The sequence below is a fragment of the Streptomyces sp. NPDC012769 genome (assembly GCF_042901205.1).
GTDB lineage: Bacteria > Actinomycetota > Actinomycetes > Streptomycetales > Streptomycetaceae > Streptomyces.
This window is the reverse complement of sequence record NZ_JBIBCP010000005.1, coordinates 311,134-327,839: the sequence shown is the minus strand read 5'-3', so window position 1 is coordinate 327,839 and position 16,706 is coordinate 311,134. Positions and strand designations below refer to the sequence as shown.

Genomic DNA, 16,706 nt, shown 5'->3' with positions numbered 1-16,706 from the left:
CGCATCCGTGCACAGCACCGTCACGCCGTTCACCCTGCACCGCTGGCAGGAGGGCAGGAGGCCCGAGCGCCTGAACGGCTGGCGGGGCGTCTCGCCGGAGTTCGGCGAGATCACCCTGGTCGCCCCGGTGCCCCGTACGCTCCCGGAGGTCGTGGTGTCGGAGATACGCGGCGGACTGCTCCCGCCGGCCGTCTACGAGTCGCGCGGGATCCACGCCGAGAACCTCACCCTGCCCACCCTGAACCGGGCCACGCTGCGGGTAGCCGACCGCATCGTCCCCATGAGCCGCAACCGGATGGGCGCCACGCTGAACCAGCGCGCCCTGTCGCTGCGTCACGCGGGCGACACGTACCGGCTCTCGGCCCTCGACAAGCGCGGCTACGTCCTGTCCCGCGCGGCCGACGCGGAGGACCCGGGCGTCACGATCACCGTCCGCGAGAGCGGCCGGGGCAAGGGCCGGAAGCTCACCGTGCGGGCGGCCGGCCGGGCGGAGGGCGGCGACCTGTCCCTCGCGCTGATCTTCGCGGGGGTGGACCGCTCGGCCCTCACCCGCTTCGGCGCGGTGCGGGCGGGCGTCCGCCGGGCCACGGAGCTGTGGGCGGAGGCGAACGCCTAGCGGATCGGGGGGCCGGCTACAGCACCCGGTCCTTCAGGGCCGGGAACTGCTCGCGGGTGGCCGTCACCTTCGCCGGGTCGAGGGTGACGCGGAGGGTCTCCTCGGCGGGGCCGGCCTCGGCCAGGACCTCGCCCCAGGGGTCGACGACGATCGAGTGGCCGGCCTGTTCCACTCCCGCGTGGGTGCCGGCGGTGCCGCAGGCCAGCACGTAGGACTGGTTCTCGACGGCCCTGGCCCGGGCGAGCAGCGTCCAGTGGCCGAGGCGCCGGGCGGGCCAGCCGGCCGGGATCACGAAGGCCTGGGCGCCGGCGTCGACCAGGCCGCGGAAGAGCTCGGGGAAGCGCAGGTCGTAGCAGGTGGCGACGCCGACGGTGAGCCGCGGCAGGTCGACGGTGACCAGGTCGTCGCCGGCCGCCATCATCACCGCCTCGCCCTTGTCGAAGCCGAAGCGGTGGATCTTGCGGTAGCTCGCCGCGAGCTCCCCGTCGGGGGAGAAGACCAGCGAGGTGTTGTGGAGGGCGCCCGTGGCGGCCTCGACGATCGAACCGGCGTGCAGCCAGACCTCGGCGTCGCGCGCGGCGGCGGCCATCGCCTCGTAGGTGGGGCCCTTGAGCGGCTCGGCCTCGGCGACGAAGTCCTCGTAGGCGAAGGCGCCCGTGGTCCACAGCTCCGGCAGGACCACCAGGTCGGCGGCGCCGCGCTCCTCGCGGACCAGGCGGGCCACCCTCGCGCGCCGCGATTCGACCGTCTCGTCCGAATTCACCGCGATCTGGATCAGTGAGGCGCGCACACTACCACCGTCCTGGCATTCGAGCCGTCAACTCCGGCCTACGATCGTCACACGAAAGCACTGCCGGGGTGCCTTCGGGCAGCGTAACTTAGCGACCGAGCCTCCCACGAGTCATGTTTTCAGCCCGCCAGCTAGCCAGCCCGCGCACCGAAGAACCGCCGAGGGGTCCCGTGACCGTCCATCCCAGCCTCCAGAACTACGCCGACGCCTGGACCCACTCCGTGGAAGCGATAGCCGAGCTGGTGCAGCCGCTCGTCGAGGGCGAGTGGAACCGTGCCACACCGTGCCCGGGCTGGTCGGTCCGCGACATCGTCTCCCACGTCATCGGCATGGAGACGGAGATGCTGGGCGACCCGCGCCCGATCCACAGCCTGCCCCGCGACCTCTTCCACGTGCGCAGCGACTTCGCCCGCTACATGGAGATGCAGGTCGACGTGCGGCGGCACCACACCGCGCCGGAGATGACCGCCGAGCTGGAGTACGTGCTGATCCGCCGGGCCCGTCAGCTGCGCAACGAGAACCGGTCGCCCGACACCCTGATCCGCGCCCCCCTCGGCGCCGAGCAGACCCTGGAACTGGCCTACCGGATGCGCGCCTTCGACTGCTGGGTGCACGAGCAGGACCTGCGCGCCGCGCTCGGCGTCCCCGGCAATCTGGACTCCCCCGGCGCGTACATCACCCGTGACGTGCTCCTGGAGGCGCTGCCGCACGTGGTGGCCAAGGACGCCGGGGCCCCGGCGAGTTCGGCGGTCGTGTTCGACGTGAGCGGCCCGGTGGAGTTCCTGCGGACGGTGCGGGTGGACGCCGAGGGCAACGGTTCGGTCGACGGCGCGCCCTCGCTCGGGCCCGCGGTGACGCTGGCGACGGACTGGGAGACGTACGTGCGGCTGGCCTGCGGCCGGGTCCGGCCGGCCGATGTGGCCGACCGGGTGAAGACCGAGGGCGACGAGGACCTGGCACGGGCGATCCTGGACCACTTCGCGGTGACCCCGAACTAGCCCCGTACCCGGATCTCCCGCCCGGGCCGGGCCGTCACACCGGGACGTGCACGGCCTCCACGCGGCTGGCGACCAGCCGTTCCCGCTCCCGGCGGGCGGTGCGTGCCTTGAGGCGGAGGATCTGCACGACGCCGAGGGCCTCCAGGACGAAGACGGAGGAGAACGCGATCCGGTAGTCGTCGCCGGTCGCGTCGAGCAGCACGCCCACGGCGAAGAGCGTCGTCATGGAGGCCACGAAGCCGCCCATGTTGACGATGCCGGAGGCCGTGCCCTGCCGCTCGGGCGGGTTGGCGGGGCGGGCGAAGTCGAATCCGATCATGGAGGCCGGGCCGCAGGCGCCGAGGACCGCGCAGAGGGTGATCAGCAGCCACATCGGCGCCCGGTCGGCCGGGTACGCGAGCGTGGTCGCCCACAGCAGGGCGGTGACCGCGATGGTGCCGAGCGCCAGCGGGGCACGGGCGGTGTGGTGCCGGGCGATGATCTGCCCATAGACGAGCCCCACCACCATGTTGGAGAGCACGACCAGGGTCAGCAGCTCCCCGGCGGTCCCCCGGTCGAGTCCCTGGTCCTCCACCAGGAACGGCATGCCCCACAGCAGCAGGAACACCATGGCGGGGAACTGGGTGGTGAAGTGCACCCACATGCCGAGCCGGGTGCCGGGCTCCCGCCAGGACTCGGCGATCTGCCGGCGGACGAACGCGGCGCCGGCGTGCGAGGCGGGCGCGGGCTCGTGGCCCTCGGGGTGGTCCTTGAGGAACAGCAGCAGGAGCACGAGGACGAGGACGCCCGCGGCGGCGCTCCCGGCGAAGGCGGCGGTCCAGCCGACGCCGTGCAGGAGCCGGGAGAGGACGATCGTGGAGACGAGGTTTCCGGCCATGCCGACCAGTCCGGCGAGCTGCGCGACGAGCGGCCCGCGGCGGGCGGGGAACCAGCGGCTGCCGAGCCGCAGCACGCTGATGAAGGTCATCGCGTCGCCGCAGCCGAGCAGCGCGCGGGAGCCGAGCGCCATGCCGTACGTGGGGGAGAGGGCGAAGCCCAGCTGGCCGAGGGTGAACAGCAGGACGCCGATGGTCAGCACCTTCTTGGTGCCGAGCCGGTCGACCATGAGGCCGACGGGTATCTGCATTCCGGCGTAGACGAGCAGCTGGAGTATGGAGAACGTGGACAGGGCCGAGGCGTTGACGTCGAAGCGGTCGGCGGCGTCGAGTCCGGCGACGCCGAGCGAGGTCCGGAAGATGACGGCGACGAAGTAGACGGCGACGCCGACGCCCCAGACGAGGGCGGCCCGCCGCCCGCCGGGCGGGTCCCCCGGCAGGCTGACCGCCGGTCCGTATCCGTCGCGGCTCACCGCTCCTCACCCCGGACCAGCACCTTGACCCAGCTGAGGTGCTGCCGCACGCAGTGCGCGGCCCCCTCGACGTCCCCGGCCCTGATCCGCTCCAGGATCTCGGCGTGCTCGGTGATGTTCTTGGCGATCCGGTCGGGCTGCGACTGCATCACGGCGACGCCCATCCGCAGCTGCCGGTCCCGCATCTGGTCGTACAGCCGGGCCAGGATCTGGTTCCCCGCGTGCTGGACGATCTCGGCGTGGAAGCAGCGGTCGGTCACGGCGACCGCGGCGAGGTCCCCGGCCTCGGCCCGCCGCCGCTGCTCCTCCAGGAGCTCCTCGAGCCGGGCGATGAGCGCGGGCGGCGCGGGCACGGCCCGCCGGACGGCGAACTCCTCGACGAGTAGCCGGGTCTCGACGACGTCCGCGATCTCCTGCGCGGACACGGCGAGCACGAGCGCGCCCTTCTTGGGGTAGAGCTTGAGCAGCCCCTCCATCTCCAGCTTGAGCAGGGCCTCCCGCACGGGCGTCCGGGACACCCCGACGGCCTCCGCCAGCTCTCCCTCGGTGAGCAGGGTCCCGCCCTCGTAACGGCGGTCGAGCACGGCCTGCTTGACGTGCATGTAGACGCGATCGGCGGCGGGGGGCTGCCTGGTGGGGAGCTGCTTGGTGGGAGAAGGCGGGGCTGAGGGCATGCGCACAGCTTAGATACAACAGGGGTGCAACAGACAGGCCCGTCCGCATCGCGGACGGGCCTGTGCGGTCGGCTCAGTCGCTCCGAGGCGAGTCCGGCGGCATCAGATCGCTGTCGCTGACGGTGTACGTCAGCGGCGGGTAGACGAAGTCGGTCTCGTCGTTCTCGCGGCGTCGCAGCCGGTAGAACTCCCGCCGCTGCTCCTCGTCGGCCGCCGTGAGGCGCGTTCCGCCGGGGAGGTACACGTGTCCGTCGCGGTACCGGACGAGGGTCTTCGACACCCGGAAGGTCACGCCGAGCCAGGGGTTGTCCGGCGCCTTCGCGGGCGCGTCCCAGAGGATCCGGTGCCTGAGGCGCCGGTTCGCGTCGACGGAGAACGCCACGACGCCGTTGTGGGCGAGGGGGATCTCGAGGGTCTGCGCCCCGGGCCCCTTCGTCTCGAGGACCAGCTTCCTCGACTGGCCCGCCGCGGGGTCCCGATAGCAGGAGAACACGGCGACGAAGGAGTCCTCGGCCAGGTCGAGGGCCTGGTCGGAATGGCTGCCCATCGTCCGGTAGGCGTTCGTGTAGGTCTCGACGAGAGCGTTGTTGAATCCGCCCGGAAGGCCCGCGTGTTCGTGGATCAGTCGCGCCAGCCGTTCGTGCACCGGCCGGAAGGGCTGTGCAGGGCTGCCGTATCGCGTGGTGGTCCGCACGAGGGGCACGGCGCCCGTCTCGTCGATCCTGGTGAGCACGGCGCCTCGCCGGCCCTTTCCCACGTCCTCGAAACGAACCGCCGTGGAGAGCTCCGCGAAGAGATCCTCCTCGGTCGGCAGGCCGCACGAGACGATCTCGTCCGAGATCCTAGATCCGAGGGGCAACGTAGTCTCCCGCGTTCATGCTGAAGAGGAATTCCTCGCCGTAGTCGACGAAGGACGAGGTCCTGTTCTCCTCGGCGTACAGCCGGCGCAGCCGGTCCATGCCGGCCTGCGTGGGCGGCTCCAGCCTGACCGGGCCACCGGCCGTCTTGAGAAACGTGTGGCCGTTCCTGTGCACGGCTTCGGTGCTCGAACAGCGCACCACGTACCCCAGGCGGGTCGGAAGCAGCTCGGCGTCCAGTGCCGCGGGCCGGATCTCGTGCGTGTACAGGCGGTTGGTGGACAGCGGCATGAAGAACACGGAGCCGGGATGGAGGGTCAGGCTGAAGCGCGAGGGGAGTGCGGCGCCGTCATGTCCCGCGGCCGGCTCCTTGAGCCGGAAGCGGAGCGTGGTGAGCGCGCTGACGCCCTTCACGCCGAGGTCGAAGGGGTCCTCGGCCAGGGGCCGCAGATCGTCGAGCCGGTCGTAGAAGGTGCAGAAGGCCATGACGCCGTTGACGGGCATGTCCTTGGTCTTGTCGGCGTGGGAGGAGATCCTGGCCTTGGACTGTCTGCGCTCCGCCGTGGCCCGGGTGTTGTGGTAGATCTGGGCGAGCACGTGATTGAGCGGTGCCTGGCCGCGGAAGACCACGGCGGCCTCGCGGTTCAGGTCCTCGACGATCTCCGTGTCGGTCGGACGGAAGCCCTCGGTCGGTCCCGAGAGATTCGTGGAGCACCGGAGCAGGCGGAAATGCAGCTCGTCCCCGTCGCGCGTGACGGGCGTCAGATAGATGCCACTGCGATGAGCCGTTCCGGGTTTGGTGGACTCCGTCAGGGACTGGAACGCGTGCTCCGCGCGGATCCGTCCGAAGTGATCGCCACCGGGTTCGAAGAAGCGGCGGTAGTACACGCCGACGCCGTGGACGCGGAGGGGAACGCGACCGAGTCCGACCGGGGTCCATGGCGCGTCGGCATCCTCGCGGTGGCCGTGTGACCGCTCCCGGACGACGAACACCCGGGCGGCCGCCCGCAGATGATCACCACTGGTCGCGGTCGTCGCGGATATGTCGCCGCACAGGTAGACGGTCCTCCCCGCCAGGTCGGCCGCACCGGAGGCAAGGTCCTCAGGGGTGAGAACGGTCCCGAAGAAGTCCCTGATCAGGTCGTCGTCGTGCAGCGCCGGAGGCGCGACCAGGATGTTGCTCGCCTCCTCGATGCGGGCTTCCGTCAGCTCTGTCGTGTGCATCGCCTGGCAACCGCCCTTCGCGGATCGTCTGTCGGCCGCAGCCTACGGGCGAAAGCCGCGAACGCCCGGCCTGGGACGTCGCCGTCCCGGACCGGGCGTTTCACGTGAAACAACGTCGGGCGTCAGGCCCAGGTGATGAGCCTCTTCGGCTCTTCCAGGATCGCGGCGACGTCGGCCAGGAACTTGGAGCCGAGTTCGCCGTCGACCAGGCGGTGGTCGAAGGAGAGCGCCAGGGTGGTGACCTGGCGGGGCTTCACCTTGCCCTTGTGGACCCAGGGCTGGAGCTTGATCGCGCCGACCGCGAGGATCGCGGACTCGCCCGGGTTGAGGATCGGCGTACCGGTGTCGACACCGAAGACGCCGACGTTGGTGATGGTGAAGGTGCCGCCCTGCATGGCCGCCGGGGTCGTCTTGCCCTCGCGGGCGGTGGCGACCAGCTCGCTCAGGGACCGCGACAGCTCGGGCAGGGTCTGGGCGTGCGCGTCCTTGATGTTCGGCACGATCAGACCGCGCGGGGTGGCCGCGGCGATGCCCAGGTTGACGTAGTGCTTGAGCACGATCTCCTGGGCGGCCTCGTCCCAGGCCGCGTTGATCTCCGGGTTGCGCCTGACCGCGACCAGGACCGCCTTGGCGATGAGGAGCAGCGGGTTGACCCGAAGGCCGGCCATGTCCTTGTCGGACTTGAGCTCCTCGACCAGCTTCATCGTGCGCGTGATGTCGAAGGTCACGAACTCGGTGACGTGCGGCGCGGTGAAGGCCGAGCCGACCATCGCCGCCGCCGTGGCCTTCCGTACACCCTTGATGGGGACACGGGTCTCCCGGGCGTCCGCCGACAGCGCGGGAGCCGCGGCGGCCGGAGCGGGAGCCGCGGCCGGGGTCGCGGCGGGGGCCGGGGCCTCGGCGACCGGCGCGGGCGCCGGAACGGTGGGAGCCGGGGCGGCCGCCTTGTGGACGTCCTCCCGGGTGATGATCCCGTCCGGGCCGGTCGGGGTGACCGTCGCCAGGTCCACGCCGAGGTCCTTGGCGAGCTTGCGCACCGGCGGCTTGGCGAGCGGCCGGGCCGCGGTGGCGACACCGCCGTGCCCGTTGAGCTCGCCCTGGATCGCGGCCGAGGCCTGGCCGGGCACGACGGCGCCCTTGCGGGCCCGGCGCTTGGTGGAGGTCGCGGCCACGCCGTAGCCGACGAGGACCGGCTGACGGCCCTCCGGCGCGGACTCGGCGGCCGGCTCCTCGGCCTTCGCGACCGGGGCGGGGGCCTCGGCCGGGGCCTGCGCCTGGACCGGGTCGGCGGCCTCGGGGGCAGCGGCCTCGGGGGCGGCTCCGCCGCCCACGTTCACCGAGATGATGACCTCGCCGACGTCGACCGTCGTGCCCTCGGGGAAGCGCAGCTCGTGGACCGTGCCGTCGAACGGGATCGGCAGCTCCACGGCCGCCTTCGCCGTCTCGACCTCGCACACGACCTGCCCGTCGGTGACGGTGTCACCGGGCTGGACGTACCACTTGAGGATCTCGGCCTCGGTCAGGCCCTCGCCCACGTCGGGCATCTTGAATTCGCGGATCGTCACGATGCTCTCCTCAGAACGCCAGCGAGCGGTCGACGGCGTCGAGCACGCGGTCCAGACCCGGCAGGTACTCCTCCTCCAGGCGCGCCGGCGGATACGGCGCGTGGTAGCCGCCGACCCGCAGGACGGGGGCCTCCAGGTGGTAGAAGCAGCGTTCGGTGATCCGGGCGGCGATCTCCGCGCCGGAACCGAAGAAGACCGGGGCCTCGTGCACCACGACCAGCCGGCGGGTCTTCTCGACCGAGGTCTGGATGGTGTCGAAGTCGAGCGGGGAGATCGACCGCAGGTCCACGACCTCGATCGACCGGCCCTCCTCGGCGGCGACGGCCGCGGCCTCCAGGCAGGTCTTCACCATCGGGCCGTAGGCGACGAGCGTGAGGTCGGTGCCCTCACGGGCCACCCGCGCCTTGTGCAGCTCGCCGGGGATGGCCTCGGTGTCGACCTCGCCCTTGTCCCAGTAGCGGCGCTTGGGCTCGAAGAAGATGACCGGGTCGTCGCTCTGGATCGCCTGCTGGAGCATCCAGTAGGCGTCGGAGGAGTTCGCCGGGGTGACCACCTTGAGGCCGGCGACGTGCGCGAACAGCGACTCGGGCGACTCGGAGTGGTGCTCGACGGCACCGATGCCGCCGCCGTACGGGATGCGGATGACGACCGGCATCTTCACCGTGCCGAGCGAACGGGCCCGCATCTTCGCCAGCTGGGTGACGATCTGGTCGTACGCCGGGAAGACGAAGCCGTCGAACTGGATCTCCACGACCGGCCGGTAGCCGCGCAGCGCGAGGCCGATCGCGGTGCCGACGATGCCGGACTCGGCGAGCGGGGTGTCGACGACCCGGTCCTCGCCGAAGTCCTTCTGCAGCCCGTCGGTGATCCGGAAGACACCGCCGAGCTTGCCGACGTCCAGGCCCATGATGACGACCTTGGGGTCGGTCTCCAGGGCCTTGCGCAGCGACTCGTTGAGCGCCTTCGCGAGGGGAAGCTTCTGAACAGCCATGATTACTCGCCCTCTCCGCCCTCGAAGGACGCCTGGTACGCGGCGAACTGCGCGCGCTCCTCGTCGACGAGCGCGTGCCCGTCCGCGTACGTGTGGTCGAACATCGCCATGTGGTCCGGGACGGGCATGGCGCGGACGACCTCACGGACGTGCTTGCCGAGCGCCTCGCTCTCCGCCTCCAGCTCCTCGAAGAAGGCCGCGTCGGCGAGACCCTCGCGCTCCATGTACGCCTTGACGCGCTGGATCGGGTCCTTGGCCTCCCACGCCTCGCGCTCCGCGTCGCGGCGGTAGCGGGTCGGGTCGTCGGAGGTGGTGTGCGCGGCCATGCGGTAGGTGAAGGCCTCGATGAGCGTGGGGCCCTCGCCGCGGCGGGCGCGCTCCAGGGCGGAGCGGGTCACGGCGAGACAGGCCAGGACGTCGTTGCCGTCGACGCGGACACCGGGGAAGCCGAAGCCGCGGGCGCGCTGGTAGAGCGGGACGCGGGTCTGCTTCTCGATGGGCTCGGAGATGGCCCACTGGTTGTTCTGGCAGAAGAACACGACGGGGGCGTTGTAGACCGCGGAGAAGACGAACGACTCGTTGACGTCGCCCTGGCTGGAGGCGCCGTCACCGAAGTACGCGAGCACGGCCGAGTCCGCGCCGTCCTTGGCGATGCCCATGGCATAGCCGGTGGCGTGCAGGGTCTGCGAGCCGAGGACGATCGTGTAGAGGTGGAAGTTGTTGCTGCTGGGGTCCCAGCCGCCGTTGTTCACGCCGCGGAACATGCCGAGCAGATTGGTGGGGTCGACCCCACGGCACCAGGCGACACCGTGCTCGCGGTAGGTGGGGAAGACGTAGTCGTCGTCCCGCAGGGCCCGGCCGGAGCCGATCTGGGCGGCCTCCTGGCCGAGCAGCGAGGCCCACAGGCCCAGCTCGCCCTGGCGCTGCAGGGAGGTGGCCTCGGAGTCGAAGCGGCGGGTGAGGACCATGTCGCGGTAGAGGCCGCGCAGCTCCTCGGCGCTCAGGTCGATGTCGTACTCGGGGTGCTGGACGCGCTCGCCTTCGGGCGTCAGCAGCTGTACGAGCTCGGGCTCGGCCGGCGACGCGGCCTGGGCCTTCTTCGCGCTCGCGGCGCTGGTGGTGCGCTTGGCGCCGCTGCTGCGTCGCGTCGTCTTGCGCGCGGCAGTGCTCTCCACGGTCACGTGCGTGCTCCTCCGTCGGTCCGGCCCCCGGGTTCGCCGGTGAGGCCAGTGCGGCTCCGCCTTCTCCGTACCCTTCGCACGGGGTGGGTGCGACGCGGCCGGGGTGGGGCGTGACAGGTGCCCCGGCGAGCGCCGTCATAGGCACGTTACCCACAGTGCGGCATTCCTGCGAAACCCCGTTTGACCTGCGATTTTGCTTGGATTTCCAAGTAAATCGAGAAAAGCGGGATTCGCCGCTGGTCAGCGCATGGGACAGCGGCCCGACGACGTCGTCGGAACACCCGGCACGTTATCCCGGGCACCCCGGGCGCGGGAAGAGCCAATATGTGAGACTGACCGCGTGCGCGAAGAAGGAAAAATCCGGGTATTTCTGCTGGACGACCACGAAGTCGTCCGGCGCGGCGTCCACGAGCTGCTCTCCGTGGAGGACGACATCGAGGTGGTCGGCGAGGCCGGTACGGCCGCGGACGCCCTGGTCAGGATCCCCGCGACGCGTCCCGACGTGGCCGTGCTCGACGTGCGGCTGCCGGACGGCAGCGGCGTCGAGGTGTGCCGCGAGGTCCGCTCGCAGGACGACGAGATCAAATGCCTGATGCTCACCTCGTACGCGGACGACGAGGCCCTCTTCGACGCGATCATGGCCGGTGCGTCCGGCTATGTCCTGAAGGCGATCCGCGGCAACGAGCTGCTGAACGCCGTCCGTGATGTCGCGGCCGGCAAGTCGCTGCTCGACCCGGTGGCCACCGCCCGGGTCCTGGAGCGGCTGCGGGACGGCAACAACCCGAAGGGCGACGACCGGCTCGCCCACCTCACCGAGCAGGAGCGCCGGATCCTCGATCTGATCGGCGAGGGCCTGACCAACCGGGCCATCGGCGAGCGGCTCCACCTCGCCGAGAAGACCATCAAGAACTACGTCTCCAGCCTGCTGTCGAAGCTGGGCATGGAGCGGCGTTCCCAGGCCGCCGCGTATGTGGCGAGAATGCAGGCCGAGCGGCACTGACCTGCCGGTTTCCCGCCCCGATCCCGCATTTCGGGACCTACGTCCCTACCGACCGGGGCAGGGGCCCCTTTTCCGGCTCGGTGCCGTGGCGGAGAGTGGAATCCATGTCCACCGAGGAGATCCGCGCCATCGAACTCTTGACCCGCGTGTCGTACGGGCGGGTGGCCACGAGCATGCGGGCGATGCCGTTCGTCGCCCCCGCCCGTCACATCGTGGCCGACGGCGGCGTCCTGCTGCGACTCCACCGGGGACTGGGCTACCACCACGCCTGCGACGGCAGCGTCGTCGCGTACGGGGCGGACAACCTCACCTCCGGCGCCGAGAACCTCTGGTCCGTCCAGTTCACCGGCACCGCCGAGATCGTCGAGCCGACCCGGGACCAGCTGTCCGCCTTCGGCCCCGGCCCCCGCTCGGTGGACGGCGAGCCCTTCGACCCGGTCTACATGCGCGTCGAGCCCCAGTTCGTCACCGTGCACACCCTGGACTACGCAACCGTCGAGCAGTCGGCCGGCGGCCTCCCCCAGGAGCCTGGCTCCTGGGGGCGACACCTCCATCACGTTGCGTGATCTAACATCTGGCGAGTGCCGCGCTCATCTGTACTACAGGCTGCTCACCCTGCCGCTCCCCCGGCCCGCCGCCCCGCCGCCCCCCAGGCCCCTCCCGTCGGCGCCCTGCTGCGGCGCTACGCCTACGCGGGCGAGCCGCTGTCCTGCCAGCCGGTCGCCCAGGGCCTGCTCAACCGGGGCTACCGGCTCGCCACCACCCGCGGCGCCTACTTCCTCAAACAGCACCTGGACGCCCGCACCGCCGACCGGGACACCATCGCCCGCCAGCACCGGGCCACCCAGCGCCTGCACGCCCTCGGTCTGCCCGTCGCGCCGCCGCTGCCGGACTCCGCGGGCCGCACGGTCGCCGTCATCGGCGGCCACTGCTACGCCCTGCACCCCTGGATCGACGGCCGGCACCGCGACGGGGCCCAGCTCACCCGGGCCGGCTGCCGGCACCTGGGCACCCTCCTCGGGCACGTCCACACCTGCCTGGACCGGGTGATGGGAGCGCCGTCGCCGGACCCCGGTCATGCGCCGGACGCCGGTCACGAGAGCGCCCGCCCGGAGGACACCTTCCGGCTCATCGACGAGCTGCTGCGCCTGGTCCGCGCCCGCCGCCCGCGTGACGGCTTCGACGAGCTGGCCGAGCACCGGCTGCGGGAACGCCGGGTGCTGCTCGCCGCGCACGCCCACCGCCGGCCACCGGCCGCCGCGGCGACCGGCTGGGTGCACGGGGACTTCCACCCGCTCAACCTGCTCTACCGGGGCGCGGAGCCGGCCGCGATCGTCGACTGGGACCGCCTCGGCGTCCGCCCGCGGGCCGAGGAGGCCGTCCGGGCCGCCGCCATCTTCTTCGTACGGCCGGCCGGTGAGCTGGCCCTCGACAAGGTGCGGGCGTACGCGCGCGCCTACCGGCGCGCGGCGGGCGCGGACGGCGCCGAGCTGGCCGCCGCGGTGGACCGGGTGTGGTGGGAGCGGCTCAACGACTTCTGGACCCTGCGCTGGCGCTACCAGCTGCACGACCGAAGGGCCGATCCGCAGTTCCCCGCGGTGTCGGCCCTGGCGGTGTGGTGGACCCGTGAGTACGAGGCGGTGCGCGACGCGTTCACGGGGTGAGGGTCAGCCGGTGCCGTTGCCGGTGCCCGTGCCGCTGCCCGTCGTGGTCCCGGTGGTGGTGCCCGTCGAGGTCCCGGTGGACGTACCGGTCGAGGTGCCCGTGGTGGTGCCCGTCGAGGTCCCGGTGGACGTGCCCGTCGAGGTGCCCTCGGAGGAGCCCTCGGTGCTGCCTTCCGTGGAGCCCTCGGTCGAGCCCTCCGTGGAGCCCTCGGTCGAGCCTTCCGTGGAGCCCTCGGTGCCCGTGCCGCCGTCGGTCGTGCCCGTCGGGTCGGTCGACGGCGTCGGCTCGGTCGACGGACGGTACGGCGGCCGGGTCTTCGGCGGCCAGGTCTGCTGGTCGCCGCCGCCGGTCGAGGAGTCCGGGGTGCCGGTCTCCTTGGACGGCTCCTCGGACGGGGTCGGCGAGTCCTTCGTCGTGGACGGGGAGTCGGTGACCGCGGGCGGCTTGGTGTTGCCGCCGCCCTTCTCGCCGGCCTTGTCGAGCGCGTAGACGACACCCGCGACCATCGCGACCAGCGCGAGCGCCACGAACAGCAGCAGCTTGCCGCGGCCGCCCTTCCGGCCGCCCGCGCCCTGCGGGCCGTAGCCGCCGTCCTGCCCGTAGCCGCCGTAGCCGCCGTCGTAACCGCCGTCGTCCGGGTTCACCGGCGGCAGGATCGGCCGCGGCGAGGTCTCGTGGTGCATCGGGTGGCCCATGACGGCTGTCGCCGCCGCGCCGCCCGGCGGGGTGTGGAAGCCGTCGTGCGTCTCCACCGGTCCGGTGTTCCACATGCCGGTGTGGCCGCCCTGCTCCTGGAGCATCTGCAGCCCGTACTGGACCAGTCCGCGCATCTCCTCGGCGCTCTGGAACCGGTCGTCCGGGTCCTTGGCGAGGGAGCGCATGACCAGGCCGTCGAGCTCCGGCGGCGCCCCCTGGGCGACGTCGGACGGCGGGACGGGAGTGTCCTGGACGTGCTGGTAGACCACCGACAGCGGGGTCTCACCGGTGAAGGGGGGCCGCAGCGCCAGGAGTTCGTAGAGCAGACAGCCCGTCGCGTACAGGTCGGAGCGGTGGTCGACGGCCTTGCCGAGCGCCTGTTCGGGGGAGAGGTACTGCGGCGTGCCCATGACCATGCCGGTCTGGGTCATCGTCGACTGCGCGCCGTGCAGGGCGCGCGCGATGCCGAAGTCCATGACCTTGACGGCGCCGGAGTGCGTGATGATCACGTTCGCCGGCTTGATGTCCCGGTGCACGATGCCGTGCTGGTGGGAGTAGGCGAGCGCCTCCAGGACGCCGGAGACGATGATGAGGGCCTGCTCGGGCCCGGGCGCCTCGGCGCTGATCAGCAGGTCGCGGATGGTGCGGCCCTCGACCAGCTCCATCACGATGTACGGCACGGACTGGCCGTTCACCAGGTCCTCGCCCGAGTCGTACACGGCCACGATGGCGTGGTGGTTGAGGCCGGCGACCGACTGCGCCTCCCGCGTGAAACGGGCCTTGGAGACCGGGTCCTCGGCGAGATCGGGGCGCAGCAGCTTCACGGCGACCGTGCGCCCCAGGCGCACGTCCTCGGCCGCGAACACCTCGGCCATGCCGCCGCGGCCCAGACGGTGGGTCAGTCGGTAACGTCCGTCGCCGACGACTCCGCCGACGCCCCACGACTCGGCGGAAGCGTCCGGCACACCGCCACCTGCTCCGGATTCGGGTGCCATCAGTCCTCGCCGTCGTCTCTCGTGCCGTCTCCAGTCGTCACGCTACAGGCTCCCTACGACATCACGGTCCCCGCAGGACCGGCCGACGGACCGCCCGCCCGGCACCCGGCACATACGCCTGTGCAAATCCGATCCCGTTCCTGTCACGGTTCGGGGACACGATCTGCGCGGAGGGTCACGGATCGGGCACCGAAGTGGTGCCCGGCTTGACGTGTCACTGCCCTCGGGCAGACTTGGCCAGGAAATTCCGGATCAGCGCCGCCACGCGCGCGTAGGGGGAAGCACGAGATGAGCCAGGACGGCGCACAGGGCCGCTATGCGGGCGGTTCGGTCGCGAACGGCCGCTACCAGCTTCGCGACCTTCTCGGCGAGGGCGGCATGGCGTCGGTGTACCTGGCGTACGACAGCGCGCTCGACCGCCAGGTCGCCATCAAGACGCTGCACACCGAACTCGGTCGCGAACAGTCCTTCCGCGAACGGTTCCGCCGCGAGGCGCAGGCTGTTGCGAAGTTGTCGCACACGAACATCGTCTCGGTCTTCGACACCGGCGAGGACACCCTCGACGGCGCCGTCATGCCGTACATCGTCATGGAGTACGTGGAGGGCCAGCCGCTCGGCTCGGTGCTCGCCGCGGACATCCAGAGCCAGGGCGCGATGCCGGCCGACAAGGCGCTGAAGGTCACCGCCGACGTGCTCGCCGCCCTGGAGACCAGCCACGAGATGGGGCTGGTCCACCGGGACATCAAGCCGGGCAACGTGATGATGACCAAGCGCGGTGTGGTCAAGGTCATGGACTTCGGCATCGCCCGCGCCATGCAGTCGGGCGTCACCTCGATGACGCAGACCGGCATGGTCGTCGGCACCCCGCAGTACCTGTCGCCCGAGCAGGCCCTCGGCCGCGCGGTGGACGCCCGCTCCGACCTGTACTCGGTCGGCATCATGCTCTTCCAGCTCCTGACGGGCCGTCTGCCGTTCGACGCGGACTCGCCGCTCGCCATCGCGTACGCGCACGTCCAGGAGGAGCCGGCGCTGCCGTCCTCGGTGAACCGTTCGGTCACCCCCGCGATGGACGCCCTGGTGGCCCGCGCCCTGAAGAAGAACCCGAACGAGCGTTTCCCCAGCGCCGCCGCCATGCGCGACGAGTGCCTGCGGGTGCTCTCCGCCGGCCAGACCGGCGCGCCGGTGATCGTCGCGGGCGGTCCGGTCAACAGCGGCTCGGGCGTCGGTTCGGCGGTCTTCCCGCCGGTCGGCCAGACCCCGCCGCCGTCCGCGCACGGCATCCAGACGCCGTACCAGCCGACCCCGCAGCCCGGCCCGTACGGCGTGCCGACCCCGGCCCCGTCGTACGGCTACCCGCAGCAGGTGCCGACCCCGCCGCCGGCGTCGGTCTACCAGACCCCGGCCCCCCTGCCCACGCCCGGCCCCTACACCGTGCCGCAGCAGCAGGCCGCGCCGGTCGTCGCCGGCGGCGGTTCGTCCGCCAACGGGATGAACAAGATCCTCATCGGGGCCGTCGGGCTGCTGGCCGTGATCGGTGTGATCGTGGCCGTGTCGCTCATGGACAAGGAACCGGAAGGCGGCAACACCGCGGGCGGCGACCCGAGCACGAGCACCGCGCCCGGTCACAAGGGCCCGGACCTCACCAAGGTCATCGAGGTCAAGAAGTGCACGGAGCCGCAGGAGTCGAGCAAGGACCCGAGCAAGTTCGTGGTCCCGAACTTCACGTACAAGAACATCAAGTCCGTGAAGGAGTGCATCCAGAAGGCCGGCTGGAAGGTCGCGGCCGAGTCGTCGATCGACGAGGCCACCTACGGCCAGGGCACGGTCATCACCCAGTACCCGCGCCAGGGCACGGACATCGCCCCCGAGGACGCCGAGTTCACGTTCCAGGTGTCCACGGGCAACCCGCCGCAGCAGTAGCGCCGCCCCGGACCCGTCCGGATCATCCGGGATGCCGGGTCCGTCCCGTCATGTGACGCTGAGTTGAACAGCTCGGCGGCTCGGTACGGGAGGGGGTCACGCGGTGACTCCAGGACCACGTCCTCGTCCTCGTCCTCGTCCTCACCCGCATGCGCGTGCGTGCGCGCGGGGGTTGGCGGTCGCGTC

General features: G+C 71.6%; 15 protein-coding genes. 6 read left to right on the top strand and 9 right to left on the bottom strand.

Annotated elements, in window-relative coordinates:
• Positions 1-7 precede the first annotated feature (7 nt).
• Entirely contained in the window at positions 8-616 is a 609-nt protein-coding gene (locus ACFY7C_RS26705) for a hypothetical protein (protein WP_389655028.1), read from the top strand.
• Positions 617-632: 16 nt separating this feature from the next.
• Here the strand turns inward: ACFY7C_RS26705 and ACFY7C_RS26700 are convergent, their stop codons facing one another.
• Positions 633-1,406 (bottom strand): carbon-nitrogen family hydrolase, encoded by a 774-nt coding sequence (locus ACFY7C_RS26700; RefSeq protein WP_389655027.1) that lies wholly within the window; start codon positions 1,404-1,406, stop codon positions 633-635.
• Between the two features lie 170 nt (positions 1,407-1,576).
• On the opposite strand from ACFY7C_RS26700, the gene ACFY7C_RS26695 reads away from it, so the two are divergent.
• On the top strand, positions 1,577-2,404 hold the full coding sequence (locus tag ACFY7C_RS26695) for a maleylpyruvate isomerase family mycothiol-dependent enzyme (protein ID WP_389655025.1): 828 nt from the start codon (positions 1,577-1,579) through the stop codon (positions 2,402-2,404).
• A gap of 34 nt (positions 2,405-2,438) precedes the next feature.
• On the opposite strand, the gene ACFY7C_RS26690 is transcribed toward ACFY7C_RS26695, so the two are convergent.
• The 7 genes from ACFY7C_RS26690 to pdhA form a co-directional block, all read right to left on the bottom strand.
• Positions 2,439-3,752 carry a nitrate/nitrite transporter gene (locus tag ACFY7C_RS26690; RefSeq protein WP_389655023.1) on the bottom strand — a complete coding sequence of 438 codons (1,314 nt, stop codon included), beginning with the start codon at positions 3,750-3,752 and terminating at the stop codon, positions 2,439-2,441.
• Positions 3,749-4,426 (bottom strand): GntR family transcriptional regulator, encoded by a 678-nt coding sequence (locus tag ACFY7C_RS26685; protein ID WP_389655021.1) that lies wholly within the window; start codon positions 4,424-4,426, stop codon positions 3,749-3,751. The genes ACFY7C_RS26690 and ACFY7C_RS26685 overlap by 4 nt, the downstream gene beginning before the upstream one ends.
• A gap of 73 nt (positions 4,427-4,499) precedes the next feature.
• The gene (locus ACFY7C_RS26680; protein ID WP_389655019.1) at positions 4,500-5,285 is read right to left on the bottom strand and encodes a hypothetical protein; all 786 of its coding nucleotides are present in this window, start codon (positions 5,283-5,285) and stop codon (positions 4,500-4,502) included.
• On the bottom strand, positions 5,269-6,507 hold the full coding sequence (locus ACFY7C_RS26675; RefSeq protein ID WP_389655017.1) for a hypothetical protein: 1,239 nt from the start codon (positions 6,505-6,507) through the stop codon (positions 5,269-5,271). The genes ACFY7C_RS26680 and ACFY7C_RS26675 overlap by 17 nt, the downstream gene beginning before the upstream one ends.
• 122 nt (positions 6,508-6,629) lie before the next feature.
• Positions 6,630-8,051, bottom strand: a complete 1,422-nt coding sequence (locus tag ACFY7C_RS26670; RefSeq protein WP_389655664.1) for a dihydrolipoamide acetyltransferase family protein — start codon at positions 8,049-8,051, stop codon at positions 6,630-6,632.
• A 31-nt stretch (positions 8,052-8,082) separates the two neighbouring features.
• The gene (locus ACFY7C_RS26665) at positions 8,083-9,063 is read right to left on the bottom strand and encodes an alpha-ketoacid dehydrogenase subunit beta (RefSeq protein WP_389655015.1); all 981 of its coding nucleotides are present in this window, start codon (positions 9,061-9,063) and stop codon (positions 8,083-8,085) included.
• Between the two features lie 2 nt (positions 9,064-9,065).
• A complete protein-coding gene (gene pdhA, locus ACFY7C_RS26660) occupies positions 9,066-10,244 on the bottom strand; it encodes a pyruvate dehydrogenase (acetyl-transferring) E1 component subunit alpha (RefSeq protein ID WP_389655014.1) in 1,179 nt (392 codons plus the stop codon).
• Between the two features lie 340 nt (positions 10,245-10,584).
• Between pdhA and ACFY7C_RS26655 the strand changes: the two genes are divergently transcribed.
• The 3 genes from ACFY7C_RS26655 to ACFY7C_RS26645 all read left to right on the top strand — a co-directional run bounded on the left by ACFY7C_RS26655 (position 10,585) and on the right by ACFY7C_RS26645 (position 12,908).
• Positions 10,585-11,244: a response regulator gene (locus tag ACFY7C_RS26655; protein WP_389655012.1), complete on the top strand. Its 660-nt coding sequence runs from the start codon at positions 10,585-10,587 to the stop codon at positions 11,242-11,244.
• Between the two features lie 104 nt (positions 11,245-11,348).
• Entirely contained in the window at positions 11,349-11,810 is a 462-nt protein-coding gene (locus ACFY7C_RS26650; RefSeq protein WP_389655010.1) for a pyridoxamine 5'-phosphate oxidase family protein, read from the top strand.
• 15 nt (positions 11,811-11,825) lie between these two features.
• Positions 11,826-12,908 (top strand): phosphotransferase, encoded by a 1,083-nt coding sequence (locus tag ACFY7C_RS26645; RefSeq protein ID WP_389655008.1) that lies wholly within the window; start codon positions 11,826-11,828, stop codon positions 12,906-12,908.
• A gap of 3 nt (positions 12,909-12,911) precedes the next feature.
• Here the strand turns inward: ACFY7C_RS26645 and ACFY7C_RS26640 are convergent, their stop codons facing one another.
• Positions 12,912-14,600, bottom strand: a complete 1,689-nt coding sequence (locus ACFY7C_RS26640; RefSeq protein WP_389655006.1) for a protein kinase — start codon at positions 14,598-14,600, stop codon at positions 12,912-12,914.
• Positions 14,601-14,888: 288 nt separating this feature from the next.
• Here ACFY7C_RS26640 and ACFY7C_RS26635 point away from each other — a divergent pair, with 288 nt between their 5' ends.
• Positions 14,889-16,520 (top strand): protein kinase, encoded by a 1,632-nt coding sequence (locus tag ACFY7C_RS26635; RefSeq protein WP_389655004.1) that lies wholly within the window; start codon positions 14,889-14,891, stop codon positions 16,518-16,520.
• Positions 16,521-16,706 lie beyond the last annotated feature (186 nt).

What these genes read in the sequence shown, in the direction of transcription:
- ACFY7C_RS26635 (WP_389655004.1), top strand. Translation starts at nt 14,889, where the DNA reads ATGAGCCAGGACGGCGCACAGGGCCGCTATGCGGGCGGTTCGGTCGCG.
- ACFY7C_RS26670 (WP_389655664.1), bottom strand. Translation starts at nt 8,051, where the DNA reads ATGCCCGACGTGGGCGAGGGCCTGACCGAGGCCGAGATCCTCAAGTGG.
- ACFY7C_RS26650 (WP_389655010.1), top strand. Translation starts at nt 11,349, where the DNA reads ATGTCCACCGAGGAGATCCGCGCCATCGAACTCTTGACCCGCGTGTCG.
- ACFY7C_RS26685 (WP_389655021.1), bottom strand. Translation starts at nt 4,426, where the DNA reads ATGCCCTCAGCCCCGCCTTCTCCCACCAAGCAGCTCCCCACCAGGCAG.
- ACFY7C_RS26675 (WP_389655017.1), bottom strand. Translation starts at nt 6,507, where the DNA reads ATGCACACGACAGAGCTGACGGAAGCCCGCATCGAGGAGGCGAGCAAC.
- ACFY7C_RS26640 (WP_389655006.1), bottom strand. Translation starts at nt 14,600, where the DNA reads ATGGCACCCGAATCCGGAGCAGGTGGCGGTGTGCCGGACGCTTCCGCC.
- ACFY7C_RS26665 (WP_389655015.1), bottom strand. Translation starts at nt 9,063, where the DNA reads ATGGCTGTTCAGAAGCTTCCCCTCGCGAAGGCGCTCAACGAGTCGCTG.